The organism is Candidatus Rhodoblastus alkanivorans, from assembly GCF_022760755.1.
Lineage (GTDB): Bacteria > Pseudomonadota > Alphaproteobacteria > Rhizobiales > Beijerinckiaceae > Rhodoblastus > Rhodoblastus alkanivorans.
The window spans coordinates 3,289,322-3,314,352 of the sequence record NZ_JAIVFP010000001.1 but is presented as its reverse complement, the minus strand read 5'-3'; the positions used below and the strand labels follow the sequence as shown (position 1 = coordinate 3,314,352).

The following is a 25,031-nucleotide window of genomic DNA, read 5'->3' as shown; positions in this document are numbered from 1 at the left end:
ATCATGGCGCAAGTCTTCGGCGTTTGCCTTCTTCCGGCTACGGGCGAGTTCTCCTATGACACAATCCCCGCGCAAGGCGCACGCTGGGATCCGGCCGGCGGCGTCGCGGGCGGCGGCGCGCTGGAAAGCCTGTCGCCGATCAATTGCTTTTATGCGCCCGGCGGGACCAGGACCGACTATTCGGTTGCGCTCGATCAATTGCAGGCGGAGCATCCGGAATGCCAGACTGTCGCGCTCGTCGTCGCCTGGTTCGGCGATTCCACCGACGCGGCGTCGTGCCGGATTTACCCTTCGACCAGCTATATCGTGGGGGCGTTCGAGAGTTGGGGCGGGTCGGCATGGTCGGCCGTCAACTGGCAATGTTCGGGCCTGACGCAAGCCTCCTCCGGCTTGATCCCGATCTCGCAGACGAATGGCGGCTTCACCTATGGGGGCACGCCCTCGGACCAGAGCGTCGTTCGTTGTATTCGGGATTTGAAGGCGCGCGGATTTCGCGTGATCTTCTATCCGTTCATTCTGATGGATTGCGCCGGAAAGCCCTGGCGCGGGCGGATCGGCCTGTCGTCCGATCTGTCGAGCGCCGCGACTTCCGCCGTGAGCGATTTTCTCGGCTCGGCGGCGCCCTCGCAATTTTCGCGGGACACCGTCAATTTGACCGTGGCTTATTCGGGTTCGTCGGCCGATTACACATTCCGGCGCTTCATCCTGCATTACGCCAATTTGTGCGTCGTCGCGGGCGGCGTCGATCTCTTCCTCATCGGGTCGGAACTGCGCGGCCTTGAAGTCATTCGCGGGCCGGCGTGGACGAAAACCGGGTCAGTCGACGCCAATGGCGATGCGGTCTGGGACTATCCTTTTGTCGCCGGCTTGGCGCAACTGGCAGCCGATGTACGTTTGGTCTTCGATGGCGCCGGCCTGACAAAAAACCTGACGAGCTGGAAGAACCTGATCGCCTATTCGCCGGACTGGTCCAGTTGGAACGGCTGGCAGCACGCGGGCGAGAACGGCCAGTGGCCGCACCTCGATTCTCTATTCGCCTCGCCGAACATCGATCTCGTGTCCTTCGACAATTATCTGCCCTTGTCCGATTGGACGACCGGGAGCGGCGGCCTGGATTGCGCGAATTGGACGGCGCCCAAGGCGACGACCTGGCCGGCCTCGACGGCGGCCATGAACGGGCTCGGGCTCTTCGGTTCGCCGACGATCTATTCGGAACATTATCTTGCTGGGAATATCGAGGGCGGCGAGCAGTTCGACTGGTATTATGGCGACTCGAACAATGATGGGCGCGGGCTCGATCCCAATGGCTCGGGGGTCATGGTCAGCCTGCCGGAAGGCGACCGGCTGACGCAAGGCCGCAACCCCTATTATGCGGGGCAGCAGCTTCTTGCCCGCAAGCAATTTCGCTGGTGGTGGCGGAACACGCATCAGGCGATCTATGACGCGGGCGACGGCAATGGCTGGGCGCCGCACGGCCCGGCGACGCAATGGACGGCGCAGATGAAGCCGATGATCTTCGCCGAATATGGCTTTGCGACCGTCGACCGCTGCACCAACCAGCCGAACGTCTTTTTCGATCCGAATTCGACCGAGAGCGACACGCCGTTCTGGTCCGTCTGGAATTCTTCGGATGGCGACACATGGACACCGCGCCGCGACGACAATCTCGCCAATCTCGGTTTGCAGACAATCTATGACTATTGGTCCGAGGCCTCGAACAACCCAAGTTCGAACGGCGGCCCAATGATCCTGACGCCGTTCTGTTGCGCCTGGAACTGGGATGCGCGGCCGTTCCCGACCTTTCCGCTCAATGCGAGCGCGTGGGGCGACGCGGCCAATTGGGCGGCCGGCAACTGGATCGGCGGCAAGGGGCCATATGTCGCAATTCCAGCGCCGGATGCGCCGCCGGGGCCCGGGGCGTATGCGACTTTCCCGACGCTTTCGGGCGAGGCGTGGAGTGCGCATTACAAGCCGCGGTTCTCGACCCGGACGGCCGCCAAGGCTTCCGGGCGTGAGACGCCGGCGGCCGTCTTTGCGTCGCCGCTGTGGGACATCGAACTCCGGTTTGATGTCTTGCGCTCGGCGACCGCTTTTTCTGAAATGCAGGAGGTTCTTGCTTTCGCGGACGAAGTTGCGGGGCAGGGGGCGCCATTCCTGTTCGCGCCGCCGGGGAGCCTCGGCGTCTATTTCGGCGCCTCGCTCGGAAGCGGCGACGGGGCGACGAGGGCCTTCGTCCTCTCGCGGGCGATCGGCGGCTATGTCGAAAGGGTCCAGGCGCTGATCGGATCGCCGACCGTTTATGTCGATGGCGTCGCGCTCGGCCCGAGCGCCTATAGCGTCTCGGTTCTGCCGGCGACGATAACCTTTGCGACGGCGCCCGCCGCGGGCGCGGCGCTGACGATCGACTTCTCCGTCGCTCATCTGGCGCGTTTTTCTGACGACACCGAAGATTTGGAGCAGATCATGTCAGGGCTTTGGCAGGCTGGAGCGATCCGCCTTGAGACGGTGCGCGCATGACGACGCCCCCGACCTTCCCGGCGCTCCCTGGCCAAGGCTGGAGCGTCCACAAAAAACCTGTCTTCTCGACCCGCGTCGCCTCCCATGTGTCGGGCCGGGAAGTCCGCGCCGGGCTTTATGCTCACGCGCTTTACGAATTCGAACTGACTTTCAACGGCCTCGATTCCTCGGGCGAGTTCGCAGGTTTGCAAGCGCAATCGCTGCAAATACTGATGGGTTTCTTTCTGACCGCTCAAGGACGGCTGAACACATTTCTTTATGTCGATCCAACCGATAGCGCTGCGACGGGTCAGTTCATCGGTACCGGCGACGGATCGACGACGACCTTCACCCTCGGGCGCGCGATCGGTGGCTATTTTGAGCCGGTTTCCTATGTGACGGCGATCTTTGGCGTCACGGTCAACGGAGCCCCGGCAAGCAATTATTCTTTCACGGCGCCGAACACGATCACTTTTGCCGGAGCCCCGATCGCCGGCCAAGCTGTCGCCTGGACTGGGACTTACGCTTTTCAGTGCCGCTTCCTCGACGACCAGATGGACTTCGAGGAAATCACATCCGGGGCCTGGCAGAACAAGAGCGTCAAATTCAGGTCGATCCGATGAAAACCGCAACCGCCGCGCTCATCAGCTATTTGAACAACCTGCGCCCGACCTCCGACGCTCCCCTTCAAGTCGGCGATCTGTTCACGATCTGGCTCGCGAACGGCTCGATCCTGACCTACACCAATCTGGACTTGCCGGTTTCATGGAACGGCTACGTCTATTCGGCCTCGGCGGTTCTGGTCGCGGGCCTGCGCTATAAATGCGCGCTCGGCCTGAATGTGGACAGTCAGCAGATCACGATTTCGGCGCGGTCGACCGACACGCTCGGCGGCGTTCCCTTCATGCAGGCGTTGCAGGAAGGCGCTTTCGACGGCGCGATCATTCAGCGCGAGAAGGCGTTTTTCTCGTCCTGGGCGACGACTGGCGGCTCACTCGTCCCGATCGGAGCCGCCATCATGTTCAAGGGCCGCGATTCGTCGGTCGATCAGATCGGGCGCACCACGGCGCAAATCACGGTCGCGGCCGACACCGTCTTTCTCGACATCGACATGCCGCGCCGGGTGTGGTCGCCCCAATGCACGCACGTCCTCTATGATTCGGGCTGCAGCCTCGCGCGCGGGACTTATTCGGCGAGCGGCGCGGTCGGAGCCGCGTCCAGCCAAACAATAATCGCGTGGAGCGGGTCAAGCATCAATTACGCGCAAGGGTCGATAACCTTCACGTCCGGCGCGAATGCGGGCGTGGTTCGGACGATCAAGACGGCCAACTCGGCAGTCCTTGGGTTGGCCTATCCGCTGCCGAATGTTCCGGCTGTCGGGGACGCCTTCACCGTCGCGCAGGGCTGCGATCACACGATGGCGACCTGTCAGAGCAGGTTCAACAACCTGTCGAATTTTCGCGGCTATCCCTTCGTCCCGCCACCGCAGATCATGACCGGGCCGCTCTCGACGAGTTGGGCAAGCAACAGCGGCGCCGGCAAGGGGGGCAAATGACGACCGAGGATTGCCAGCGCAGGGCCGTTGTCGCCGATGCGCGCAAATGGATCGGAACCCCCTACCACGACGGCGCCGACATTCGCGGAGCCGGCGTCGATTGCGGCATGTTGATCGTGCGCGTCTTCGTCGATCTCGGGCTTGTGCCGCCCTTCGACCCGCGTCCCTATCCGCCGGATTGGATGATCCACCGGAGCGACGAAAAATATCTCCGATGGCTCGATGAAACGTGCGGCGAGGTCGAAAGCCCGCGCCCCGGCGACATTGCCATCTTTCGCTATGGGCGTTGCTACGGCCATGGCGGGATCATCACCTCCGCCGAACCGCTCACGCTCGTTCATTCCTATGTCGATGCGCGCCAGGTCATCGAAGAAGGATTCGGGCAAAACCACGAATTGACGAAGCCGAGCCGGAAAACTCGGTTCTTCTCGATTTGGGCCAAAAAAGGCGCATCGTAATGGGACGTTTGAGCTCGGCCGGAAATCAATGGACCGAAAACACGATCTATTCCGGCATTCAAATCCAATCGACGTCGAGCGCCATCCCGGTGCCGATCGTCTATGGACGCAACATCGTCTCGCCGAACATCATCTGGTACAATGGCTTCGGCGCTTGGGCGAGCGTGACCGGCAAGGGCGGCCAGAAGCAGTGGACCGCCCACTATTACGCCGACGTCATCATGGGGATTTGCGAAGGGCCGATTTCAGGCGTCGGGAACGTCTGGCAGTCCTCGACAATACCTTTGAGCCTCGGCCTCATGGGGCTGACGCTCGAACTTGGCGGGTCGCCGCAGGCGGTTTGGCCCTATCTCGCGGCGAAATATCCAAGCCAAGCATTGACCTATCCCGGCACGGCCTATGTCTATGCGTCAACCTTCAATCTCGGAGCGAGCGCGACCATCAATTCGAGCAATTTCGAGGTTTACGGCATCCTCGCCGGCTCGGGGTTCAACAGCATCGACGCCGATCCGGCGCAAATGATCTATGACTTTCTGACGAACAGCCAATATGGCGTCGGCTTCCCGCCCGCCTCGATTTCGGGCGATTCGCTCTACAATTCGGCTTACGGCTACCAGAACTATTGCAAGGCGGTCGGGATGGCATTTTCAGCTGTCCTCAATGCTCAGGAGCGTGCGGCCTCGATCCTGACCCGCTGGCTTCAACTCTCCAACTCGACCGCGATCTGGTCTGACGGAATGCTCAAGTTCATTCCGTTGGGGGATTCGGTCGTCACCGGCAATGGCGCGACTTTCACGCCCAACACGACGGCGCTTTACAGCCTGACGGACGAGGATTTCGTCTATTCGCAGGGCGAGGACCCGGTCCAGATCACGCGCTCGGACCCCTATTCGCTCCCGAACTGGCAATCCATCGAAATTCAAGGCCGCGCCGACAATTACAACACCGGGCCGGTGACGGCTTTCGACCAATCGATGATCGATCGCTTCGGCCTTCGGCTCGGCTCGACTATCACCGCGCACGAAATTTGCGACGCGGCCATGGGGCAGACGGCGGCCCAACTGATCCTTCAGCGCGGGCTCTACATCCGCAACGCATACAAATTCAAGCTCGGCGAGGAATTCTGCCTGCTCGAACCGATGGATTTGGTGCAACTGACGGATTCCGTACTCGGGTTGAACGCGACGACGGTTCGGATCATGGAAATCGACGAGGACGAGGCCGGTGTCCTGACCGTCGCCGCCGAGGAATGGCCGGGGAACGTCCAGACCTCCGTCGCCTATCCGACCCAAAATGTCAGCAGCGGCGCGCCGACCGCGTCGAACACGCCGAACCAGGTCAACGCGCCGCTGGTTATCGAGCCGCCGCCAGCCCTGACGGATAATGCCTCGCAAATCTGGATTGGCGTCTCGCCGCAAAACGCCGACCCGAATTGGGGCGGTTGCGTTGTCATGGCTTCGTTCGACGGGACGACTTACGCCGAGGTCGCGACGATCTATGCGGCGGCGAAGCAGGGCGTCCTTTCGGCCAACCTGCCGGCTTATTCAGGGGGCAATCCCGACACCACCGATACGCTTGTGGTCAATCTGACGGAAAGCGGTGCGACGCTGACGTCGACCACGGCCGCGTCTGCCGCGGCGGGCGTGACGATGTGCTATGTCGGGGGCGAATATCTCTCGTTCACGACGGCGACGCTGACGGCGGCGAATCAATACAACCTGACCGGGCTCTATCGTGGCCAGGGCGGCGTTGAGAGCGTCGGAAGCAGCGCCGGGGCGCCCTTCTGTCTGCTCGACTCGGCGATCCTGAAATATGCGATTCCGAGCGCCGAAATCGGACAGACGATCTATCTCAAATTCCAGTCGTTCAACATCTTCGGCGGCGGCCCGCAAGACCTCTCGACTTGCACGGCCTATGCCTATGCGGTCCAGGGGACGGGGGCGCTCGGGGCGGTCGCCACGGCGCTCGCGGTCGGGGCGGCGATGGACTTTGGCCATGTCGCCGGCGACGGCGTTTCCGAGAGCGACGATTACGGGACCCTCTCAGGGACCGTGACGGCCGTGATCGACATCGGCAACTGCACTTCATAATCCAAGGGAAATCCCATGTCCGTTCAGGTCAAGCGACGCCGCGACACGGCGGCGAATGTCGCCGCTTACGCCGGCGCCCAGGGCGAGCTCATCGTCGATACGACCAATAATCGCGTCACCGTCCATGACGGCGCGACCCCCGGTGGATTCCCGGCCGCCAAATTGTCGGAAGTCCTGACCGGGACGACCGCCGTGACGCCCATCGCGCAAGGCGCGAATGGCGCGGCGATCAAGTTTCAGGTGATCGAGCAGACGGTCAATTTATCGTCGGGGACATCGGTCGCCGCCGGAACGCCGATCCCGGCTGATTGCATCGTGTTCGGCGTCGGCTGCCGCGTTCTGACAGCCGTCACCGGCGCGCCGTCTTTCAATCTTGGGACGTCCGGCAGTGCGACGCAGTTCGGCGGCTCGCTCGGCGTGGCTGCGGGCTCCACGAATTACGGCATCGTCGGGCCCTACGGCTGCTATTCGGCGACCAATGTCCTGGTCGCCTCGACCGGCGCGGCCTTCACCGGCGGGCAGGTGCGGCTGTCCTTTCACATCATGCTGATCAGCCCGCCGACTTCATAAGGACAAATCCAATGACATTGACAAAGCTTGCTTTTGCAGGCGCGCTGGCGCTCGCCTCAACCGGCGGCGCTTTCGCCCAGACCGCCAATCCGATCGTCTCCGGCGTCCAGTCCTGCTCCGCCTCCGCCGCGCCTCTGCCGGGCGGCGCCCTGACCAATGGTGTCGTTCTGACCGCCGACCCCTCGAACAGCGGCAAGATTTACATCGGGGGTCCGGGCGTTACGGCCGCGACCGGCTATCCGCTCACCCCTGGCGCCTCGATCTCCTACGGCTCGACCAGCCTTTCGATGATTTATCTGGTTTGCGCCAACGCGGTCGACACGCTGCATTTTACGGGGAACTGAGATGGCTAAGCGTTCCTTTGCCGCGCTCATCGCGCTTCTCTCCTCCGTCGGACTGGCGTTCGCCGGAGCCCCACCGATTCCGCCGCCTCCGCCCACCGCGGCAGCGACCAACTGGACCGCGCCTGACGGAGGCGTACGACAGGCGTCGGAGAGTTCGGGGCCGTCCTATAACGCCGACACCGGACTGTTCACTCCCGCCGCAACGCCGACCGATATCGCCGCGATTTATGGCGTCAGCCAGTTCGGGCCCACGAGCTACGTCAAGCAGGTGCGCGTTTCCTGCCTTTCGACCTCGGGCGGCTCTTTTCCTGTCCGGCTCCAGTTCACCAATGGATCGAACCTCTCGACGGGATCATATACGACCCTGACGACGAGCAATGGCGGCCTGACCAAACACGATATTTTCGACCCCGGTCCCTATGCCACGGTGCAATATTGGACGGCGAATCCGACGTCGCGTAACGGCCTTTCCGGCACGCGGTCTCTTGTCTCCGAACAGGATATCGTTTGCGGCGCCAATGGGACGAGCGCCGGGACGCCGGTCGTGTTCGACTTCAGCAGTTTGCGCACGAAAAGCATGGTTCTTCGTTACGGCGCGAATTACACGTTGTCGGTCAATCTGAATGGCGTGACGCTGCCGGCCGGCGCGCAGCTTCGCGTCGAAATCGCATGGGAGGAGCAGAAGCTCGTCAATGTCTGCATGGTCGGCGATAGCACGACCGCGATTGCGACAGCCGGCTATCTCAACGGCAGCTCAAATTATCTCGGCGGTCTGAGCAAGACCGGCGCGCTCAACGCCTACACCAACATTTACAACATGGGGTCGAACGGCTTCCGGCTCGCCGACATATTGAACGATCTCAACGGCGTGACCTGGCCTCTCGGGCAAATCCTCGGATCAGGAGCCGGCTCGCCTTCGACCACGAGCGCCTTGCAGACCGGGAATTATTATCAGAACTGTGATGTCGTGGTGCTGACGGCCGGGATCAACGACGTGCGCCAGGGGCTGGTCGCCGTCGATCCGCCGTCGATGACCAACCGGCTTGAGACGCTGGTCGACACCTTCGTCGATGCGGTGAAGAACGGCACGATCGCCGGGCAGTCCTACACGTCTCCGCTGGCTGCGCCGTACAAGGTTTCGAATATCGCCTGGTCTTCCGGCGTCGCTACTGTGACGACCAGCGCGCCGCATCAGTTCTCGACAGCGGGAGGCGGCGAGAGTTTTTCCGGCGGTGGCGTCGCCGTGACCATCTCCGGTTCGTCCAACACGGCCTTCAACGGAACCTGGCAGCTTGCCAGCGTGATCGACGCGACGCATTTCATGCTGGCCATGCCGAGCAATCCGGGAAGCTTCTCGGGGACCGCGCAGGAACAATTCGCCACGATCTGGTACGGCACGTTCAGCGCGATGCCTTCGGCCAAGGTCATTCTCTATTCGCCGAACAGTCTTACGGCCGACGATCCTGCGACCGGCTCCGGTGGAACCGGCTATTACATGGATTATCCGCAAACTTCGAGTGGCGCGCTAGTCGGCGTGTGGAGCGGCCTCACTCTGGCACAGGCGGCGCAGGATGCGAGCAATGTCCTGTTTGGCGCATATCAGGCGTTTTCCGGCGACAGCCGCCTCTATGCGCTGATCCACAAGCAGAGCGCCGGAGGCGGTCCCTTTCCCTCGGCGGTGACCACGCTCGCCAACGATCCCCTGATGATGAACCAGCTTCATCCTGGCTCATATGGTCAATGGCTCGAAAACCAGCAGATCTCGCCCGTGATCGTGAACGCCGCGTCCGCCGTCGCGGCGACGCGTTATTGAGGTGAGGCGTCGATGTCAAACATTTCGCTGTTGTCGCTGCAACAGGTCGTCGCCAGCGTCGAGGGGGACGAGGATTTCGCTCCGCCGCCGCTGCAATTCTTCGAAGCCGACGGCGTGACGCCAATCGACCTGACGGGGATCGAATTTACCGCTCGGGTCGGGATGCTTCCGCCGCTGACGAGCGCGAGCGGCGGCGGAATTGCCGTTTCCGGCAATTCTCTGACGTTCTTTATGCCCGCGGCGGCGAAGATCTGGCCCACGGGTCGGTTCCCTTTCATGCTTCTCGCGAGCGATGGAGCCTATACGCGCGACCTTTTCGCCCATTCGACGCTCACGGTCGGACAGCCGGCGTCTTTCTCGGTCACGTCCTGTTCGCCCGCTGGCCCGGCCAACGCCTTGTCCAGCCTGTCGGGCGCCGCTCTGCTGGCCCTGATCGCCAACATGCCGGCAAGCGTTCAGCAGAGCCTGTTCTCGATCCTTGCGGACGCCCAGGCGGCCTATGTCCCGAACCTCGATTGTTCCCATGTGGTGAACAGCCAATACATCGGCTCGACGCCCTTTCTCTTCACCTTGGGGTGAACTTATGACGGTCTATTATCTGAAAGACGCGAACGGGAATCTCATCCCGGTCAATTCAACCCCCATCGGTCCCCAGCCAGGCGCGTCGAGCCTTTGCGTGACGCCGGCCTCGGACGCCGTCGCGGAGCCGGGCGGATTGCCGATTTCCGGCATATCCATGCCGTCCGGCGGGGCCGGGCTGACGGGCTGGCTCTCGGCAATTTGGAAAACTCTGACGGGGACGCTTTCCGTTTCATGGACTGGTCAGAGCGTCGGCGTATCGTCGCTTCCCGCGCTTCCCGCCGGCTCCAACGTGATTGGCAGAATCGGCGTCGATCAGACGACGCCCGGAACGACCAATGCGGTTTATGACACGCAAAGCGCGCCCTTCGCCGGCGCCGTCGCCATGACGCCTGGGACGATCTATGCGGCGGCGCGCTCGGTCGGCGTTCTTTGCACTGTCGCCGGCAACGTCACATTTCAGTTTTCGGACAGTTCGACAGCGACGATCCCGGTCTCGGCCGGATGGCAGACCTTTCCTTTCGCTTGCATGCAGATCGTCGTCGCCGGGACCACGGCGTCCGCCACTTATTACAACCTCAAGTGAGGCGCGAGATGAAGCTTCGAAATCTGCTTCCCGTTGTCGTCCTCGCGGCGCTGACATCGAACGCATTCGCCGTCCCGGCAGGAACGCCGGCGCCATCCGTTAGCGTCAACGGAACCTTCTCCAATGGCGACATGGTCGTCGGCGGCCCAGGCCCCAACCAGATACAAGATTCCGGCGTTCAGCCGACCAAAAGCAACGCCACGACGCGCGATCCAACGTCCACGGACGACAGCACGCAGGGCTATGCCGTAGGCTCGATCTGGCTCAATGCTTCCACCAGTTATTTGTGGACCGCGACCAGCGTTTCACCAGGCGCCGCGACTTGGACTTCCTACTATCCCGTAGGGGGAGTTCCTGCGTCAACGCCATTTGGGTGGGTTTTCAGTGTCCCCGCCAATACGTCGTATTTTACAGTGCCCGGGTCGGGCGGCGCAAACCAGAATTATGAAGCAATGGCGCCGACAGGCGGCAGCCTATCCAACCTTCAAGTTCATGTCGCGAATGCGCCCGGGACGGGGAATAGCGATACGATCACCCTCTATGTTGGAGCGCCTACGTCGATGACGGCAACGGGGATCACATGCACTGTCGCGGGGGCGTCAAATAGCTGCTCAGACACAGCGCATACGGCGGCAATCGCGGCTGGTGAGGCGTGGGCGGTTCAAGTGACCACAAGCGCGTCCGCTCCTGCGACCGGAGCAAGTTCTGTCGGAGTGCTTTACTCCACCAAGCAATAGGGGCGCGCGTCATGAAAAAATATGTCGCGATTCTCGCCTGCATCGTCGCCGCAGTTGTTTCTGTCGACGTCCGCGCCGGCGTGATTTTCTCCGTCGATACCGCATGGCAGGAGCAATTCGCCAATGCCGTCAGATGGTCCATGCTTGGCATCAGCGACGACAGCGGGACGACCGACAACACGGCGGCGCTCAACGCGCTGCCGGCAAACCAGCCTATTATCGCCGATTGTCCGCATGGCGGCTATGTGTCGTTCAGCGGGAATTGGCATTGGCAAAGCGGCCTGACGATCTGGCAGCAGCCCGGTTGCTGGCTGAAATCGACGATAACGACGCCAGCAGACTATCCGATCATGATGCCGGTCGGCACGACCGACACCGCGCCGATCGCGAATGTCCAGTATTACGGCATGAACTTCGGCTTCGTCACGCCGACGAGCACTGTCCGCGTGATGCAGCTTTGGGTCGATCATTTCAAGTTCAAATATTTCATGATCGACGGATCGGGTGGCTTCGCCTTTCTGCGCGGCAGCGACCAGGAAATCGCCTACGGCGTGCTGAGAAATACCGTCTCGTCGCCGGGAAATCCGGGCATCCGCCACTTCGGCAATGTGCCTCTGGTCACAACGTCGCCGGGAATGCGCGCGAATGATTGGTTCCACAACCTCAATTTCCAGACCGGCGACGCCTCATTTCAGGCCTGCCAGCCGGGCAACAACTCGGCAACCTGGTTTTACAATACGAGCACTGACGGCCTACTCTACGAAGACAGTTATGGCGAATCCGATGGCTCGGCCGTGATTCTCGTTAACGCGCCGATGCCGGTTGGCCAGGATCAATATTATTGCAAGAATATTACTTATCGAAATATTCGTGGATATGGACTCTGGTTTGCCAGCGTAGGCAACAGCACAGCGAGAACGGAGAACGTCATGATCGACGGCGGCTCATTCGATGGTTCGATGTATTCGAGCAACCTGCCGAGTCTTGGCGTTGGGACGGTTCCATTTGGCGGCAGCGCGGCGACGAGCGCGAATACCACCAATGTGACCATCAGCAATGTCACGATGACCAACGTCTATCAGGATGCGATCGAAGCGATCGGTTCGGTTACAGGGTTGACGATCATCGGAAACACGCTCGGGGCTCCTCGCGTGGGTATAGCGTCGCCAGGCGCTACGATCGCTCTGGATGGAACGTCGAGTACGGTAATCAGAAACAATACGATTGTGGCCGGCAACAGCCCAGCCGGGATCGCGCTCGGCGCCGGATCGAACGTGACCGCCAACGCCTTTGTGGCCAATAACACGATCACAGGGATCAACAATTCCAAGGCCGGTATCTCCATCGAAAATTCTTCTGGCGTATCGGTGACCGGGAACACGATCGCGCCGGCGTCAGGCGCAACAAGCGCCATCGGGGTTAGCCTTACGGCCGATCCGAACGGCACGAACAACGCCTTGGTTAGCGGGAATGACGCTTCCGCCATGCCGACGCCGATTGTCTGCGCCTCGGGCCAGGGCAATTCGGTGACCGGCAACGCCGGCGTCGCGAACTGCGCGCCATAAGCTCGGCCTGCGCCGGTTTTTCCCCAACAATTCGTCTTCGGGGACCCTCGTGACGCGGGGGCGCTCCCGCTCTCCGGAAACTTCGAATGGATCGCGACAATACATTCGCGTCGGCCATCGTGTCGGCGCTCGTCATTCTTTTGCTCGGAGCCGTGACGGCGCTTGTCGTCACACGCTCGGCGCCGCTTGCCGACTGGCAGGTGACCTATCTCAACCAGCTCGGCGGCGGCGTGATCGCCGCCTTCTCCACTGTCGTCGGCTATTGGGTCGGATCGTCGCGTGGGTCGCAGTCGAAGGACCGGACGATCGCCGAGCTCACCTCTCACATCAGCGCAAGGGCGCCGCAATGACTGATTTCCGCAAGGTTCTTCTTGCCGTTTGTCCGCATGGCAAGCCCTCGATAATCGAGGGTTTCGCCGACGCCATGCAATCTTGCATCAGCTGTGCCGACATCTCCACGCCGAACCGGCTCGCGGCTTTCATCGGCCAATGCGCGGAGGAAAGCGCGGGCTTCGCCACGACGACAGAATATGCGAGCGGGAAGGCCTATAATGGCCGCAAGGACCTTGGCAACACCCAGCCTGGCGATGGGCCGCGCTTCAAGGGCCGCGGGGTTATCCAGCTCACCGGCCGCGCCAATTACAGGCAAGCAGGCGCGGCGCTTGGGCTGCCGCTCGAAACCGATCCCGCGCGCGCGGCGGATTTCCCCGCGGCGGCCCTCGTCGCGGCGTGGTTCTGGAAGAAGCGCGGGATCAACGCTTACGCCGACCGTGGGCTGATCCAGACTGTGACCAAACTGGTTAACGGCGGCGAGAACGGCTATGCGCGGCGGCTGGCCTATACCAAAAAGGCGGCAGCGGCGCTCGCCGATCTGAAAGGCGCCCTGCTTCAGACCGTGAAAGAGGAAAAGGCCAAAGCGGCCATCAAAGGGAGTATCGCCAGCAGCGCGGCCCTCGTCGCCGCGCCGGCCGTGCCGCAGGGCGTCAGTCCGATCGTGGCCGCTCATGCGACTGTCGGCGCGAGCAGCGCCGCAGCGCTGGTCGTTGGCGGCGTCGCCCTTGTCGGCGCGGTCGCTTGGCTCACGCTGGCGGCAAAAAAACATAGCGACGCGGCGCAGGCTTTGACCAAAGCGGCGAAGGGGGCGTGACATGCTTGTGGCGATTCAATGCGCCGTCGGTTTGATGGCCTGGGCCGAATGCCAATCTTTCTGGGATGCGGTCTATGGCCTTTGATTTTTCAACCCTCGGCCCCCTAGCGAACGCTGTCGAAAAGGCCGGCGCCCCGATCCTCGGCGCTGCTTTTCGCGCTGGCTCGACCGTTTCGACGGCCGCGCCTTTTCCACTTAATATGGTTCTGCCCGTCGTGCTGAACAGCCTGGCGGATGTGGTGGGCGGCGCGGCCGACGATCCTGCCGCACTGGCCGAGAAGATCGGCGCCGATCCGAATGCAGCGGTAAAGGTTCAGGCGATTGAGGGCAGGCACAAGGATGATCTCCAGAGCGCGCTCGATTTCGCGAAATTGCAGGCCGACCAGAACGCGGCCTATCTGGCGGTCGACATGCCGATCTGGTCGAAGATTTTCTTCGCCGGCGCTCGGCCATTGCAAATGTGGCTGACGGGCCCGCTGTTGACGCTTTATCAGATCGTAGCGGCGACCGGCTACGCCGCGCCGCTCGATCCGTCGAGCTATGCGATCATGGCGGCGCAATACGCCATGCTTGCCGGGGCGCGGACCTATGAAAAGGGCGTCGGAACGGCGTCGCCGGCTCCGCTGCTTCCCGCGCAGGTCAAGCGCATCCTGTCGCGCAAGGAAATGAAATGACGATGGAGTTGCTCGCTCCGATCTTGGTTTTGCTCCTCTTCTTCTTCCTCGCGGCGGCATAGCCGCGTTTCCTCAAAGTTGCGGACAAGAGAGCGGCGAAGCCGCCGAAAGGAATGACCATGGCTGACAGCCTCGGGCAACCGGCGCCGTCCTGGTGGAATATTGTGGCGACGGCGTTAGGCGTTCTGGGCGCTCCGGTTCTTCTGCAAAAACTGCTTGAGCATTTTTTCGGACACAAAAAGACGGATGCAGAGTCCGAGTTGATGCTCGCCCAGGCGCGCAAGACGGAAAGCGAGGCAGAAGAACTGGTCGCCGGCCGGACCGGCGAATTCGAAAAGGCAGTCAACGATCGTGTCAAGGCCGTGCTCGATTCATGGGAACGACAGGTTAATTTGCTGACGGCCCGGATACAGGCGCAACAGGATGAAATCCACGGCCTGCGTCAGGAAGTCGTCGAGTTGCGCAAGGCGCTGGACGCGACGACGCGAGAACTGCACGCCGCGCGAACGAATGCTGGTTTCGGGGTTTAGCCCCGTCTGAGATCCATCTGGCTGTACCTCATCTGCCCCGCCGTCCGGCTCACGCCGGCGGCGGGGCTTTTTTGCGTTTTGATCCGACGAAGGCGTCGAGAAACATCACGGATGTCCGATTGGCGCTCCCGAGACTCTGCTTGACTCTGGATGGATTTCGGTTTTTGTTATAGAACATAACAGGAACATTGGATTGGCCCATGCATGCGATCAATGCGTGGCGTGGCGATGCGTCGCCCCGCGCAAAGACTTTGGCCGCCTTGCGTCTGGCGCTCGCCAAAATCGAGGCGCGGCGCGAGGGCGGTTTTCGGGCCGCGTCCCTGGAGCGCTCCGAACGTTTCTCTCTGGGCGCGGCGGAGGTCGACGCCGCTCTCGGCGGCGGGTTGAAGCGCGCCGGCCTGCATGAAGTGCTGGCGCCGCGCGGCGGCGACTGGTCCGCCGCCGCCGGCTTCGGCCTCGCCCTTGCCCTGCGCGCGGCGCCGGGGCGGCCGCTGCTCTGGGCCAGGCAGGATTTTCTCGACGGCGAGACCGGGCGGCTGAACGGCGTCGGATTGGCGGAGTTTGGCGCCGATCCCGCTGGCTTATCGCTGGTGCGCGGACGCGACGCCGAGGCCGTCTTGCGCGCGGGGGTCGAAGCCGCGCGCTGCAAGGGTCTCGGCGCCGCCCTGATCGAAATTTTCGGCGCGCCGCGCGCGCTTGATCTCACCGCGACCCTGCGTTTGGCGCGATTGGCGGAATCGTCCGGCGTCACGCTTTTCCTGCTGCGGATCTGCGCCGGCGAGGCGACAAGGGCGCCGCCCAGCGCCGCCGTTTCGCGCTGGCGCGCGCGCCCGCAAAATTCCCGCGCCTTGCTTGCCAATGCGCCGGGCGCGCCGCGTTTTTTCGTCACGCTGCTGCGCCATCGCGGCGGCGCAGCCGATTGTTCCTGGCGTTTGGAGTGGCAGCGTGACCGAGGCTTCTTTCGCGAAACCGCCGAGACTTACAATGCGGCGCTATCTGGCTCTGTTCCTGCCTTTCCTGCCGACGGAGCGGTGGCGTTCCCGCCAGGCTGGCGGCGCGCCGGATGAGGCGGCGCCTTTCGCGCTGGTCGAAAAGAAAAACAATGCGCAAAGACTTTATGCGCTCAATCCCGCCGCTTTGCGCCAGGGACTTGCGCCCGGCCTGACCTTGGCGGACGCTCGCGCCCGCCTCCCACAGCTTGCCGTCGCCGAGGCCGATCGCAGAGCGGATCATGAACTCCTTCTTTCCCTGGCGGCGCATTGCGAACGCTATACGCCGCTGACGGCTCTGGACGAGCCGCATGGCCTCGTTCTCGACGTAACGGGTTGCGCTCACTTGTTCGGCGGCGAGGCCGGGCTTGCGTCCCTTACATGCAAGGATCTGGCGGCATTGGGCTTTTCCGCCCGCGCGGCTCTCGCGCAGACGCCCGATTGCGCGCGCGCTTTGGCCTGTTTTTCGGAAGGCGGCGTCTTTTCTCCTGACGAGGCGGCAGCCTCCGCCGCCCGCCTGCCGCTTGCCGCTCTGGAGCTTGACGACGATAAGCTGCTCGCCCTGAGCCGCGCCGGGTTGAAAACCATCGGCGACCTTGCCTGCCGTCCCGCGCGCGCTTTCGCAGCGCGTTTCGGCGCCGATTTTCCGCATAGAATCGAGCGCTTGCTGGGACGGGAGGATGTGCGCGTCACGCCTTTGCGTCCGCCGCCCGATTGCATGGTCGAGCGGCATTTCGCCGAGCCTCTGGCGCAAAGCGAGTCCATCGAAGCCGTTCTGATGGATCTGATCCAGGAGGCCAAAGTTTTTTTGGAGCGGCGCAGCCAGGGCGGGCGTTTATTCGAAGCGAGTTTTTTCCGCGCCGACGGTTTTGTGCGGCGGCTGTCGGTCGAAACCCTGCAGCCAACGCGCGACCCGAAAATCCTCGCCTTGCTGTTTCATGAGAAGCTCGATTCCCTGGCCGATCCGCTCGATCCTGGGTTCGGTTTCGACGCCCTGCGCCTGGCCGTGCCGCGCGCGGAAAATTTCGACTCCGCGCAAGGCGATTTCGCCGCCGCCGAAACGCAGGAAGCCGAGCGGGAACTCGGCGAATTGCTTGATCGTCTGACGACGCGTTTCGGCCGCGCGCGCGTCTTGCGCTTCATGCAGGGCGACGCCCATGAGCCGGAACGCGAAAGCCGCGCCGTCCCCGTCGCCGCGGCCGCTGCCGAAACCTGGTCCAAGCCGCGGGCGGGCGAGCCTCCGGCGCGCCCGCTCACCTTGTTCGATCCGCCCCAGCCGGTCGAGGTTCTGGCGCTCGCCCCGGACGGCCCCCCGGCGCGGTTCCGCTGGCGTCGGAAAATGCACGAGATTTTGCGCGCCGAAGGGCCGGAGCGCATTGTCCCGGATTGGTCCGTTTTCGGGATGCAGGAGCCGACCCGCGACTATTACCGTGTCGAGGATATCGAGGGCCGGCGGTTCTGGCTGTTCCGGCGTGGCCTTTACGAACGCGGCGACGACATGCCGCGCTGGTTTTTGCATGGGCTGTTCGCGTGAGCCATTACTCAGAACTTGTCTGCGCCAGCCATTATTCCTTCCTGCGCGGCGCCTCGCCGCCGGCGGAATTGATCGGCGCCGCGCTGCGCATGAATTACGGCGGGCTCGGCCTGTGCGACCATAATTCCGTGGCCGGCGTCGTGCGTGCCCTCAGCGCGCTGGAGGAATTTGCGCGTGCCGGCGGCGAGCTTTCCGCGCGCGCGAAAAAATTCAAGCTTCTCGCCGGCGCGCGCCTCGTCTTTTCCGACGGCGCTTCGGATGTCGCCGCCTATCCAGCCAATCGCGCCGGCTGGGGCCAATTGTGCCGCCTGCTCACGCTCGGAAAACGCCGCGCCAAAAAGGGCGAATGTCTTCTCGCGCTCGACGATCTCACGGCCGACGCCGGCGACCTGCTCTTGATCGTTCTCCCGATGCAGACTTTCGAAATTCTCGAACAAACCATCGCGCGTCTGCGCGCAGCCTCATGCCGCGTTCGGCTCGGCGCCAATATGCCGCGCGACGGCGCGGATCGCCGCCGTCTTTTGCGCCTGCGGGACATCGCGCGCGCACAGGGCGTCAGATTGCTGGCGCAGAACGACGCGCTCTATGCCGACCGGCAAGATCGCGCCTTGCAGGACGTGCTGACCTGTGTGCGCGAACATGTGACTCTCGCCGAGGCCGGACGGCGTCTTGAAAGCAACGCCGAGCGGCATTTGAAAGAGCCGCAGGAAATGGCGCGGCTTTTCGTCGATGCGCCGGAGGCGATCGAGGAAATCGAAAATTTTCTCAAGGAAGCGCAATTCCATTTGCGCGAACTCTCCTATGAATATCCTGACGAGCCGGTTCCCGCCGGCTGGACGCCGCAGGCCTGGCTGGAGGAACTGGTCCGCCGCGCTTTGCCGAAACGTTATCCTCAAGGCGCGCCGCAGAAGGTGCGCGACCTTCTCAATCAGGAACTGGCGCTGATCAAGAAGCTCGATTACGCGCCCTATTTCCTCACCATTCACGACATCGTCGCTTTCGCGCGCGAGAAGAATATTCTGTGCCAGGGACGCGGCTCCGCCGCCAATTCGGCGGTCTGTTATGTGCTCGGAATCACCTCCGTCGATCCCGCCGAAAACGACCTGCTTTTCGCGCGCTTCATTTCCGTGGAGCGGCGCGAGCCGCCGGATATCGATGTCGATTTCGAGCACGAGCGGCGCGAGGAGGTCATCCAGCACATCTATGAAAAATACGGCCGCGAGCGCGCCGGACTCGCGGCGGAAGTGATTTCCTATCGCCCGCGCAGCGCCTTGCGCGACATGGGCAAAGTTTTCGGGCTTTCGGAGGACATGATCGGCGCGCTCGGTTCGCTGCAATGGGGCGCCTATGGGCCGCCGCGCCTGCACAAGGAACATATCGGCGAAACCGGCCTCGATCCGGACAATCCCATCATCGAGCAGGTCCTGTTTTTCGCGCGCAAGATTCTCGGTTTTCCGCGCCATCTCTCGCAGCATGTCGGCGGATTTATCCTGACGCGCGGGCGTCTGGATTCTTTGGCGCCGATCGGCAACGCCGCCATGCCCGACCGCACATTCATCGAATGGGACAAGGACGACATCGACGCGCTCGGTCTGATGAAGGTCGATATTCTCGCGCTCGGCATGCTCACCTGCATCCGCAAGGGTTTTGATTTGCTCGCGCAACATGAAGGCCTGAGCATCGGCCTCGCCGATGTCCCGCGCGAGGACCGCGCTGTCTATGACATGTTGTGCACAGGCGATTCGATCGGCGTGTTCCAGGTCGAAAGCCGCGCGCAGATGAACATGCTGCCGCATCTGCGGCCGCGCAAATTCTACGATCTGGTGATCGAGGTCGCGATCGTGCGGCCGGGTCCAATCCAAGGCGACATGGTCCATCCCTATCTGCGCCGCCGAGCGGGGGAGGAGAAGGTCAGCTTCCCGTCGCCGGCGCCGGAACATGGCCCGCCCGACGAATTGCATCGCGTGCTCGGCAAGACGCTCGGCGTGCCTCTGTTCCAGGAACAGGCGATGAGCCTCGCCATGGTCGCCGCCAAATTCACTGAAGCAGAGGCCAATCGCCTGCGGCGCGCCATGGCGACCTTCCGGCATCTCGGAACCATCGGCGAATTCGAGACGATGATGGTCGAGCGCATGTGCGCGCGCGGCTATGCGCGCGATTTCGCCCAGCGTTGTTTCGAGCAGATCAAAGGCTTCGGCTCTTATGGCTTTCCTGAGAGCCACGCCGCCTCATTCGCCCAGCTTGTTTACGTTTCCGCCTGGCTGAAATGCCGCCATCCGGCGGTCTTCGCCTGCGCTCTTCTCAATGCGCAGCCCATGGGCTTCTATGCGCCGGCCCAGATCGTGCGCGATGCGCGCGAGCATGGCGTCGAAATTCGCCCCGTGGACATCAATCATTCGTGTTGGGACAACACGCTGGAACAGGCGGGCGACGCCTTGGCGTTGCGGCTCGGCTTTCGCCAGATCGGCGGGCTGGTCAAGGAGGAGATGGAACATCTCATCGCTGTGCGCGAAACGGGTTTTGCAACGCTCGAATCCTGCGCCGCCCGCGCCGGGCTTTCCGTCCGCAGCCTGAAAATTATCGCCGACGCCGACGCCTTCCGCTCCTGTCGCGCCTTGTCCCTGGCGCCGGAAAAAAATCTCGACCGTCGCGCGGCATTGTGGGCGGCGCGGCGTCTGCCGGGGGCAAAGCCTCTGCCGCTGTTCGCCGCGGCGAATGTCGAGGAACTGGGCGCCGAGCCAGATCCGGAACTCCCGGATTTGCGGATCGGCGAACAGGTCGTCGCCGATTATCAGACCCTGCGTCTGTCCTTGCGCGCGCATCCGATGCGCATTTTACGCCCGATCTTTGCGAGCGACCATTTTATTCGCGCCAGCGATCTTCCGTTCTGCCGCGACGGCGCCTGGAAGAAGGCGGCGGGTCTCGTTATCGTGCGGCAGCGGCCGGGCAATGGCAAAATGATCTTCATCACGCTGGAGGACGAGACCGGCGTCGTCAATGTCGCGCTTTATTCGACTTTGTTCGAACTCTATCGCAAGCCGACCATGGCTTCGCGGCTGATGGCGGTGGAGGGGCGCATCCAGAAGAGCTGGGCCGGCGTGGTCCATCTTCTGGGGCGGCGGATTTACGATCGCTCCGACGAACTCTCGCGCCTGTCGGAATCGGCGCGCGGCGATCCAGACCGCGCCCGCCACCCGCGCAATGTGCGAGTCATTCCGAAGTCGCGGGATTTTCACTGACGGAATGACGGAAATTCCGCTTGGCCGCTGCCCACGCCCGACTTTATAACAAGGCCGCTGCGGGCGTGGCGAAATTGGTAGACGCAAGGGACTTAAAATCCCTCGGCTTCGGCCGTGCCGGTTCGAGCCCGGCCGCCCGCACCATACCTTCGATGTTTCGGTCAGAAAGCTATCAAGTGGAGTATAGTTTCGTGCTGAGCGACGCCTGTTTTGATTTCCTGCAAGCATTTTCAATTGCCGCCGTGAAACTTTTTCAGGACGTGCATCATTATTCCGCACCTGCATTTTCTTCAGCATATGGACCGGAAATCGCCGCATTACGCCGAGCTTGCGCCAAATTCCAAGAACAACCTTATGACGCCGAGGCAGGGGCAGAACTCCTACGCTTAGCCAAAACAATAATGTTTTTCCACGATACACCTCCATCGAGCGAAAAGTGGGAGGCTCGTCGCCACGAAATGAAACGTTTGATACAAGTCATTCAAAATGATTTGGATGAAGCAGAGCGAGGGCTTGTCCCGCAGATTGTTTCGGAAGCGTTAACAAGTGAAGATACTACAAACAGTGCCGCAATCCGAATGAAAGGGCTTTTATCAAAGCTTACAAAAGGTGCTTACGATATAGCGATAAAAATAATTTCTGACATTGGCTCAGAAGTAATCAAGAAACCCCTTGGACTCTAAAATCCTAAAACATATATCGAAAATCCATCACAACAAAGCCCCCGGCCACACGGCCGGGGGCTTTTTATTTGCCCAATTCGCTACGCGGATTATAGGGCTTGTCGGCGCGCATCCGCCGCGCCAGCTCTTCCAACTCATGATCGGCGCTGTCCGGCAGAACGATGCGCAGGGTCACCAGCAGGTCGCCGGCGGGCTTTCCGCCCGCGGCGGGCAATCCCTTGCCACGCAGGCGAAGCGTGCGGCCTGAATTGGAATGCGGCGGCAGGGTCAGTTCGACCTTGCCGCTCAGCGTCGGCGACTCGACCTTGGCGCCGAGCACGGCTTCATAAAGCGTGATCGGCAGGTCGAGGCGCAGGTCGCGGCCGTCGATGCGGAACAGTCCATGCTTTTCGAAGCGCACGCTCACCAGGGCGTCGCCGGCCGGGCCGCCGGCCGGGCTGGGCTGGCCCTGGCCGCGCAGGCGGATCTGCTTTCCTTCCTCGATGCCGGCGGGAATATTGACTTCAAGCGTCCGGCCGCTCGGCATAAGAACCCGCGCCTTGCCCCCATGAATGGCGGTTTCGAGCGGAATGGCGGCTTCCAGCGCGATGTCGGCGCCCGCCTCGTGCGTCTGCCGTCCGCCGCCGGCGCCAGAGCGGGCGCCGCGCCCGCCGAACAAATCCGCAAAAATATCCGCGGCGTCGAAGCCTGCGCCGGCGCCGGGGGCGCCGCCGCCAAAATTGAATTCGAAATGCTGGCCGCCGCCGGGGCCGCCGCCGCGGCGGAAACCGCTGAAGCCTCCCGGGCCTGCGCCGGCGCCGAAACCTTCAAATCCGGGATGGCGCGGCTTGCCCTCGGCGTCGATCTCGCCGCGGTCGAATTGGGCGCGCTTCTTCTCGTCGCCGACAATCTCGTACGCCGTATTGATCTCGGCGAATTTTTCCTTCGCCTTGGGATCCTTCGGATTCTGGTCGGGATGATGCTGTTTGGCGAGCTTGCGGAACGCCTTTTTGACATCGGCCTGCGAGGCGCCCTTGGCGACGCCGAGAACTTGATAGGGATCGCGCATTCTCGTGATAAGCCCAATTCATCGGCGGCCCACGCGAGGCGCCGCCGCTATGTCTTGACATTTATTTGGGCGCGATTCCGGCTTCGCGCAAGAGGGAGGGACCCGGCTTCTCCGGCTGGAGTTCCGCGATCGTCCATTCCGCGTCCTTGCCGCGGCAGGCCGAGCCTTGCTCGGTCCGGGAGCCGGCGGAAGTGTCGAACCGGGCGGAGAACTTGCGGCAGATGAGATCTTTGGACGGATAAGCGAAGCCGATCGGCGTCACCTGCCCGTGGGCCTTGCTCACCGGATTGTCCCAGCGCACCGCGGCGCCATTGCCCTGGGGGTCGAGCGCGATCGCCAATGCGCCGAGCGCGCGCCGGCGGTCCTCCTCGTCGAGCGAGGCGGGGAGGGAGGCGGAGGCCGCGGCATCCGGGGCCGGGGCCGGGGCCGAGATCGAACCGGTCGGCCGGGTGTCGATGCCTTCGCCGAGCGGTGTCATGACGGCGCAGGCGGCCAGCGCCTGGCACAGGACGGCGCAGGCAATCAGGCGACGCGCGAGCGGAAAATATTGCTGCCCGGCCGACGACGATTCACTATGCTGGAGCGAGGTCAGGCGCACGCGGGCGTAATCCGGACGAAAGAGACGAGTCCAAGAGACGCGTCAAAGAGACATTTGGAAGGCCATATTCCGATGAACGCATTAACGGGGCGTAACCATAGGCCCTTGCGCGAGCCCTTCAGTCTCTTCAGGGAATGGATGGACGAGGCGGAAAAGCACGAGATCAACGATCCCAACGCCATGAGCCTGGCGACGGTGGACGCCGGGGGAAATCCCAACGTTCGCATGGTGTTGCTGAAGGGCTTCGATGAGGAGGGCTTCGTCTTCTACACCAATCGGGAGAGCGCCAAGGGGCGGGAACTGGCGGCGAATAGCTCCGCCGCGGGCGTGCTGCATTGGAAGAGCCTGCGCCGGCAGTTCCGTTTCCGAGGCCCTGTCGAATGGGTCAGTGACGCCGAATCGGACGCCTATTTCGCCAGCCGCCCGCGCGACAGCCGCATCGGCGCCTGGGCCAGCCAGCAGTCGCGGCCGCTGGAAAGCCGGTTCGCGCTGGAAAAGGCGGTCGCGGTCCAGGCCGCCAAATTCAACATTGGCCACGTCCCGCGACCGGCTTATTGGGGCGGCTATCGCATTCGTCCGGTCGAAATCGAATTCTGGACGGACAAGCCCTTCCGCCTGCACGAACGCATACGATATGTGCGTGAAAAACCCGAAGGCGATTGGATGAGCGAGGCGCTCTATCCGTGAGCTTGTCACGCCGCCATTATCCGGCGCATCCGGCTCTCGCCGTCAGCATTGCGGTCTTTCGCGAAGGCCGCGTGCTGCTGGCGAGCCGCGCCGAGGCGCCCTACCGGCGCATGTTCACCCTTCCAGGCGGGCTGGTCGAGACTGGCGAGACGGTGGAATTCGCCGCCCTGCGCGAATTGCGCGAGGAGACCGGGGTGCTGGCGCGGCTCGCCGGCTTCAACCAGGTTTTTCAGCACATTTCCCGTGACGGGACCGGCCGCGTCGAGCGGCATTATGTGATTCTTTCCTTCGTCGCGCTTTGGATCGGGGGCGAGGCGGCGCCGAGCCGCGAGGCTATCGAGGTGCTTTGGCGCGCGCCCGGCGATTACGAGGGGCTTTCACTGACCCCCGGACTGACCCATATAGTCGCCGACGCCAAACGAATCGTCGAAGGAGCGCGATGAGGGCGGATTTGCGACTGTCGCGGTCAGGCTTGCTGGTTCTGGGCCTGTGCGTAGGGGGCTTGGCCTGGGCCGCGCAATCCGGCGCGCCCGCGCGCGCGCAGTTCTTTTTTCCCTTTTTCGACAACCGGCCGACCACCAGGCCGGACATGGGCTATCGCCGCCATCGCGACGGCGGCGTGATCGAGCTTCGTCCCAAGTCGCATCGGAAGCGGCCGCGCGCCGCCGATAAGAAGCCGAAGGCTCCGAAGCTGGCGCCGGCTGCGCCGGAAAACGCGAAAGCCGTCCCCACACCCGCGCCCGCAGTCGAAGGGCCGCCGCCACCCTATGAGCCGCAATTGTTGCGCCTGTCCGAGATCATGGGCGCCTTGAGCTATTTGCAGACGCTCTGCGGCGCCTCGGACGGAAACGCCGCGCTCTGGCGCGACCAGATGGAAAATCTCATGAGCGCTGAAAACGCGGGGCCGTCGCAGCGGGAAAAACTTGCCGGCGCCTATAATCGCGGCCTGCGCGGCTACGAATATTCCTACCACGTCTGTACGCCCAACGCGCGCCTGGTCAGCGAGCGTTTCCTCGACGAGGGCGCCCGCATCGCGCATGACATATCGTCGAAATATCGTGCTAACTGATTCTCGGCCCGTCTTGACGATAAAACGAGGGGTTCCGTTA

Annotated in this window: 24 protein-coding genes and 1 tRNA gene; 23 read left to right on the top strand and 2 right to left on the bottom strand. The window is 62.7% G+C overall.

The features are described from left to right. Positions 1-3: 3 nt before the first annotated feature. The 20 genes from K2U94_RS15365 (at position 4) to K2U94_RS15270 (ending at position 21,589) form a co-directional block, all read left to right on the top strand. Complete coding sequence (locus K2U94_RS15365; protein WP_243068039.1) at positions 4-2,517, top strand: baseplate megatron protein TIM-barrel domain-containing protein; 2,514 nt, start codon at positions 4-6, stop codon at positions 2,515-2,517. Further along, entirely contained in the window at positions 2,514-3,119 is a 606-nt protein-coding gene (locus tag K2U94_RS15360) for a DUF2460 domain-containing protein (protein ID WP_243068038.1), read from the top strand. Before K2U94_RS15365 ends, K2U94_RS15360 begins: the two co-directional genes overlap by 4 nt. Then, positions 3,116-4,051: a DUF2163 domain-containing protein gene (locus tag K2U94_RS15355; protein ID WP_243068037.1), complete on the top strand. Its 936-nt coding sequence runs from the start codon at positions 3,116-3,118 to the stop codon at positions 4,049-4,051. Before K2U94_RS15360 ends, K2U94_RS15355 begins: the two co-directional genes overlap by 4 nt. Next, complete coding sequence (locus K2U94_RS15350; protein WP_243068036.1) at positions 4,048-4,509, top strand: C40 family peptidase; 462 nt, start codon at positions 4,048-4,050, stop codon at positions 4,507-4,509. Before K2U94_RS15355 ends, K2U94_RS15350 begins: the two co-directional genes overlap by 4 nt. Further along, positions 4,509-6,599 carry a phage tail protein gene (locus K2U94_RS15345; protein ID WP_243068035.1) on the top strand — a complete coding sequence of 697 codons (2,091 nt, stop codon included), beginning with the start codon at positions 4,509-4,511 and terminating at the stop codon, positions 6,597-6,599. Before K2U94_RS15350 ends, K2U94_RS15345 begins: the two co-directional genes overlap by 1 nt. Before the next feature lie 15 nt (positions 6,600-6,614). Then, the gene (locus K2U94_RS15340; protein ID WP_243068034.1) at positions 6,615-7,169 is read left to right on the top strand and encodes a hyaluronate lyase N-terminal domain-containing protein; all 555 of its coding nucleotides are present in this window, start codon (positions 6,615-6,617) and stop codon (positions 7,167-7,169) included. A gap of 11 nt (positions 7,170-7,180) precedes the next feature. Then, positions 7,181-7,513, top strand: a complete 333-nt coding sequence (locus K2U94_RS15335) for a hypothetical protein (RefSeq protein ID WP_243068033.1) — start codon at positions 7,181-7,183, stop codon at positions 7,511-7,513. Between the two features lies 1 nt (position 7,514). Further along, the gene (locus K2U94_RS15330; RefSeq protein ID WP_243068032.1) at positions 7,515-9,326 is read left to right on the top strand and encodes an SGNH/GDSL hydrolase family protein; all 1,812 of its coding nucleotides are present in this window, start codon (positions 7,515-7,517) and stop codon (positions 9,324-9,326) included. 12 nt (positions 9,327-9,338) lie between these two features. Next, positions 9,339-9,905, top strand: a complete 567-nt coding sequence (locus K2U94_RS15325) for a hypothetical protein (RefSeq protein WP_243068031.1) — start codon at positions 9,339-9,341, stop codon at positions 9,903-9,905. 4 nt (positions 9,906-9,909) lie between these two features. Further along, a complete protein-coding gene (locus K2U94_RS15320) occupies positions 9,910-10,491 on the top strand; it encodes a hypothetical protein (protein WP_243068030.1) in 582 nt (193 codons plus the stop codon). Between the two features lie 748 nt (positions 10,492-11,239). Next, complete coding sequence (locus tag K2U94_RS15315) at positions 11,240-12,793, top strand: right-handed parallel beta-helix repeat-containing protein (RefSeq protein WP_243068029.1); 1,554 nt, start codon at positions 11,240-11,242, stop codon at positions 12,791-12,793. A gap of 86 nt (positions 12,794-12,879) precedes the next feature. After that, positions 12,880-13,143 carry a hypothetical protein gene (locus tag K2U94_RS15310; RefSeq protein ID WP_243068028.1) on the top strand — a complete coding sequence of 88 codons (264 nt, stop codon included), beginning with the start codon at positions 12,880-12,882 and terminating at the stop codon, positions 13,141-13,143. After that, on the top strand, positions 13,140-13,940 hold the full coding sequence (locus tag K2U94_RS15305) for a glycoside hydrolase family 19 protein (protein ID WP_243068027.1): 801 nt from the start codon (positions 13,140-13,142) through the stop codon (positions 13,938-13,940). Before K2U94_RS15310 ends, K2U94_RS15305 begins: the two co-directional genes overlap by 4 nt. A 74-nt stretch (positions 13,941-14,014) precedes the next feature. Continuing rightward, positions 14,015-14,614, top strand: a complete 600-nt coding sequence (locus tag K2U94_RS15300) for a hypothetical protein (protein WP_243068026.1) — start codon at positions 14,015-14,017, stop codon at positions 14,612-14,614. A 119-nt stretch (positions 14,615-14,733) separates the two neighbouring features. Next, the gene (locus K2U94_RS15295; RefSeq protein WP_243068025.1) at positions 14,734-15,144 is read left to right on the top strand and encodes a hypothetical protein; all 411 of its coding nucleotides are present in this window, start codon (positions 14,734-14,736) and stop codon (positions 15,142-15,144) included. Positions 15,145-15,344: 200 nt separating this feature from the next. Next, the gene (locus tag K2U94_RS15290) at positions 15,345-16,211 is read left to right on the top strand and encodes an ImuA family protein (protein ID WP_243068024.1); all 867 of its coding nucleotides are present in this window, start codon (positions 15,345-15,347) and stop codon (positions 16,209-16,211) included. Then, on the top strand, positions 16,129-17,667 hold the full coding sequence (locus K2U94_RS15285) for a Y-family DNA polymerase (RefSeq protein ID WP_243068023.1): 1,539 nt from the start codon (positions 16,129-16,131) through the stop codon (positions 17,665-17,667). The genes K2U94_RS15290 and K2U94_RS15285 overlap by 83 nt, the downstream gene beginning before the upstream one ends. Further along, on the top strand, positions 17,664-20,906 hold the full coding sequence (locus K2U94_RS15280; protein WP_243068022.1) for an error-prone DNA polymerase: 3,243 nt from the start codon (positions 17,664-17,666) through the stop codon (positions 20,904-20,906). Before K2U94_RS15285 ends, K2U94_RS15280 begins: the two co-directional genes overlap by 4 nt. Positions 20,907-20,965: 59 nt before the next feature. Beyond that, positions 20,966-21,050 (top strand) — tRNA-Leu (locus tag K2U94_RS15275). Positions 21,051-21,097: 47 nt separating this feature from the next. Continuing rightward, positions 21,098-21,589 (top strand): DUF2321 domain-containing protein, encoded by a 492-nt coding sequence (locus K2U94_RS15270; RefSeq protein WP_243068021.1) that lies wholly within the window; start codon positions 21,098-21,100, stop codon positions 21,587-21,589. Positions 21,590-21,653: 64 nt separating this feature from the next. Here the strand turns inward: K2U94_RS15270 and K2U94_RS15265 are convergent, their stop codons facing one another. Further along, on the bottom strand, positions 21,654-22,637 hold the full coding sequence (locus K2U94_RS15265) for a DnaJ C-terminal domain-containing protein (protein WP_243068020.1): 984 nt from the start codon (positions 22,635-22,637) through the stop codon (positions 21,654-21,656). Positions 22,638-22,698: 61 nt separating this feature from the next. Then, positions 22,699-23,235, bottom strand: coding sequence for an RT0821/Lpp0805 family surface protein (locus K2U94_RS15260; protein WP_243068019.1), 537 nt, complete (start codon positions 23,233-23,235; stop codon positions 22,699-22,701). Positions 23,236-23,307: 72 nt separating this feature from the next. Between K2U94_RS15260 and pdxH the strand changes: the two genes are divergently transcribed. Genes pdxH through K2U94_RS15245 form a run of 3 tightly spaced genes read left to right on the top strand, consistent with a single transcriptional unit; the run spans position 23,308 to position 24,991 of the window. After that, a complete protein-coding gene (pdxH, locus tag K2U94_RS15255; RefSeq protein ID WP_243068018.1) occupies positions 23,308-23,922 on the top strand; it encodes a pyridoxamine 5'-phosphate oxidase in 615 nt (204 codons plus the stop codon). Beyond that, positions 23,919-24,365: an NUDIX hydrolase gene (locus tag K2U94_RS15250; protein ID WP_243068017.1), complete on the top strand. Its 447-nt coding sequence runs from the start codon at positions 23,919-23,921 to the stop codon at positions 24,363-24,365. Before pdxH ends, K2U94_RS15250 begins: the two co-directional genes overlap by 4 nt. After that, positions 24,362-24,991 carry a TIGR02301 family protein gene (locus K2U94_RS15245; RefSeq protein WP_243068016.1) on the top strand — a complete coding sequence of 210 codons (630 nt, stop codon included), beginning with the start codon at positions 24,362-24,364 and terminating at the stop codon, positions 24,989-24,991. The genes K2U94_RS15250 and K2U94_RS15245 overlap by 4 nt, the downstream gene beginning before the upstream one ends. Positions 24,992-25,031: the final 40 nt, after the last annotated feature.

What these genes read in the sequence shown, in the direction of transcription:
- K2U94_RS15285 (WP_243068023.1), top strand. Translation starts at nt 16,129, where the DNA reads ATGCGGCGCTATCTGGCTCTGTTCCTGCCTTTCCTGCCGACGGAGCGG.
- K2U94_RS15355 (WP_243068037.1), top strand. Translation starts at nt 3,116, where the DNA reads ATGAAAACCGCAACCGCCGCGCTCATCAGCTATTTGAACAACCTGCGC.
- K2U94_RS15265 (WP_243068020.1), bottom strand. Translation starts at nt 22,637, where the DNA reads ATGCGCGATCCCTATCAAGTTCTCGGCGTCGCCAAGGGCGCCTCGCAG.
- K2U94_RS15360 (WP_243068038.1), top strand. Translation starts at nt 2,514, where the DNA reads ATGACGACGCCCCCGACCTTCCCGGCGCTCCCTGGCCAAGGCTGGAGC.
- K2U94_RS15340 (WP_243068034.1), top strand. Translation starts at nt 6,615, where the DNA reads ATGTCCGTTCAGGTCAAGCGACGCCGCGACACGGCGGCGAATGTCGCC.
- K2U94_RS15320 (WP_243068030.1), top strand. Translation starts at nt 9,910, where the DNA reads ATGACGGTCTATTATCTGAAAGACGCGAACGGGAATCTCATCCCGGTC.
- pdxH (WP_243068018.1), top strand. Translation starts at nt 23,308, where the DNA reads ATGAACGCATTAACGGGGCGTAACCATAGGCCCTTGCGCGAGCCCTTC.
- K2U94_RS15365 (WP_243068039.1), top strand. Translation starts at nt 4, where the DNA reads ATGGCGCAAGTCTTCGGCGTTTGCCTTCTTCCGGCTACGGGCGAGTTC.
- K2U94_RS15295 (WP_243068025.1), top strand. Translation starts at nt 14,734, where the DNA reads ATGGCTGACAGCCTCGGGCAACCGGCGCCGTCCTGGTGGAATATTGTG.
- K2U94_RS15335 (WP_243068033.1), top strand. Translation starts at nt 7,181, where the DNA reads ATGACATTGACAAAGCTTGCTTTTGCAGGCGCGCTGGCGCTCGCCTCA.
- K2U94_RS15300 (WP_243068026.1), top strand. Translation starts at nt 14,015, where the DNA reads ATGGCCTTTGATTTTTCAACCCTCGGCCCCCTAGCGAACGCTGTCGAA.
- K2U94_RS15345 (WP_243068035.1), top strand. Translation starts at nt 4,509, where the DNA reads ATGGGACGTTTGAGCTCGGCCGGAAATCAATGGACCGAAAACACGATC.
- K2U94_RS15290 (WP_243068024.1), top strand. Translation starts at nt 15,345, where the DNA reads ATGCATGCGATCAATGCGTGGCGTGGCGATGCGTCGCCCCGCGCAAAG.
- K2U94_RS15330 (WP_243068032.1), top strand. Translation starts at nt 7,515, where the DNA reads ATGGCTAAGCGTTCCTTTGCCGCGCTCATCGCGCTTCTCTCCTCCGTC.
- K2U94_RS15305 (WP_243068027.1), top strand. Translation starts at nt 13,140, where the DNA reads ATGACTGATTTCCGCAAGGTTCTTCTTGCCGTTTGTCCGCATGGCAAG.
- K2U94_RS15310 (WP_243068028.1), top strand. Translation starts at nt 12,880, where the DNA reads ATGGATCGCGACAATACATTCGCGTCGGCCATCGTGTCGGCGCTCGTC.
- K2U94_RS15245 (WP_243068016.1), top strand. Translation starts at nt 24,362, where the DNA reads ATGAGGGCGGATTTGCGACTGTCGCGGTCAGGCTTGCTGGTTCTGGGC.
- K2U94_RS15350 (WP_243068036.1), top strand. Translation starts at nt 4,048, where the DNA reads ATGACGACCGAGGATTGCCAGCGCAGGGCCGTTGTCGCCGATGCGCGC.
- K2U94_RS15315 (WP_243068029.1), top strand. Translation starts at nt 11,240, where the DNA reads ATGAAAAAATATGTCGCGATTCTCGCCTGCATCGTCGCCGCAGTTGTT.
- K2U94_RS15325 (WP_243068031.1), top strand. Translation starts at nt 9,339, where the DNA reads ATGTCAAACATTTCGCTGTTGTCGCTGCAACAGGTCGTCGCCAGCGTC.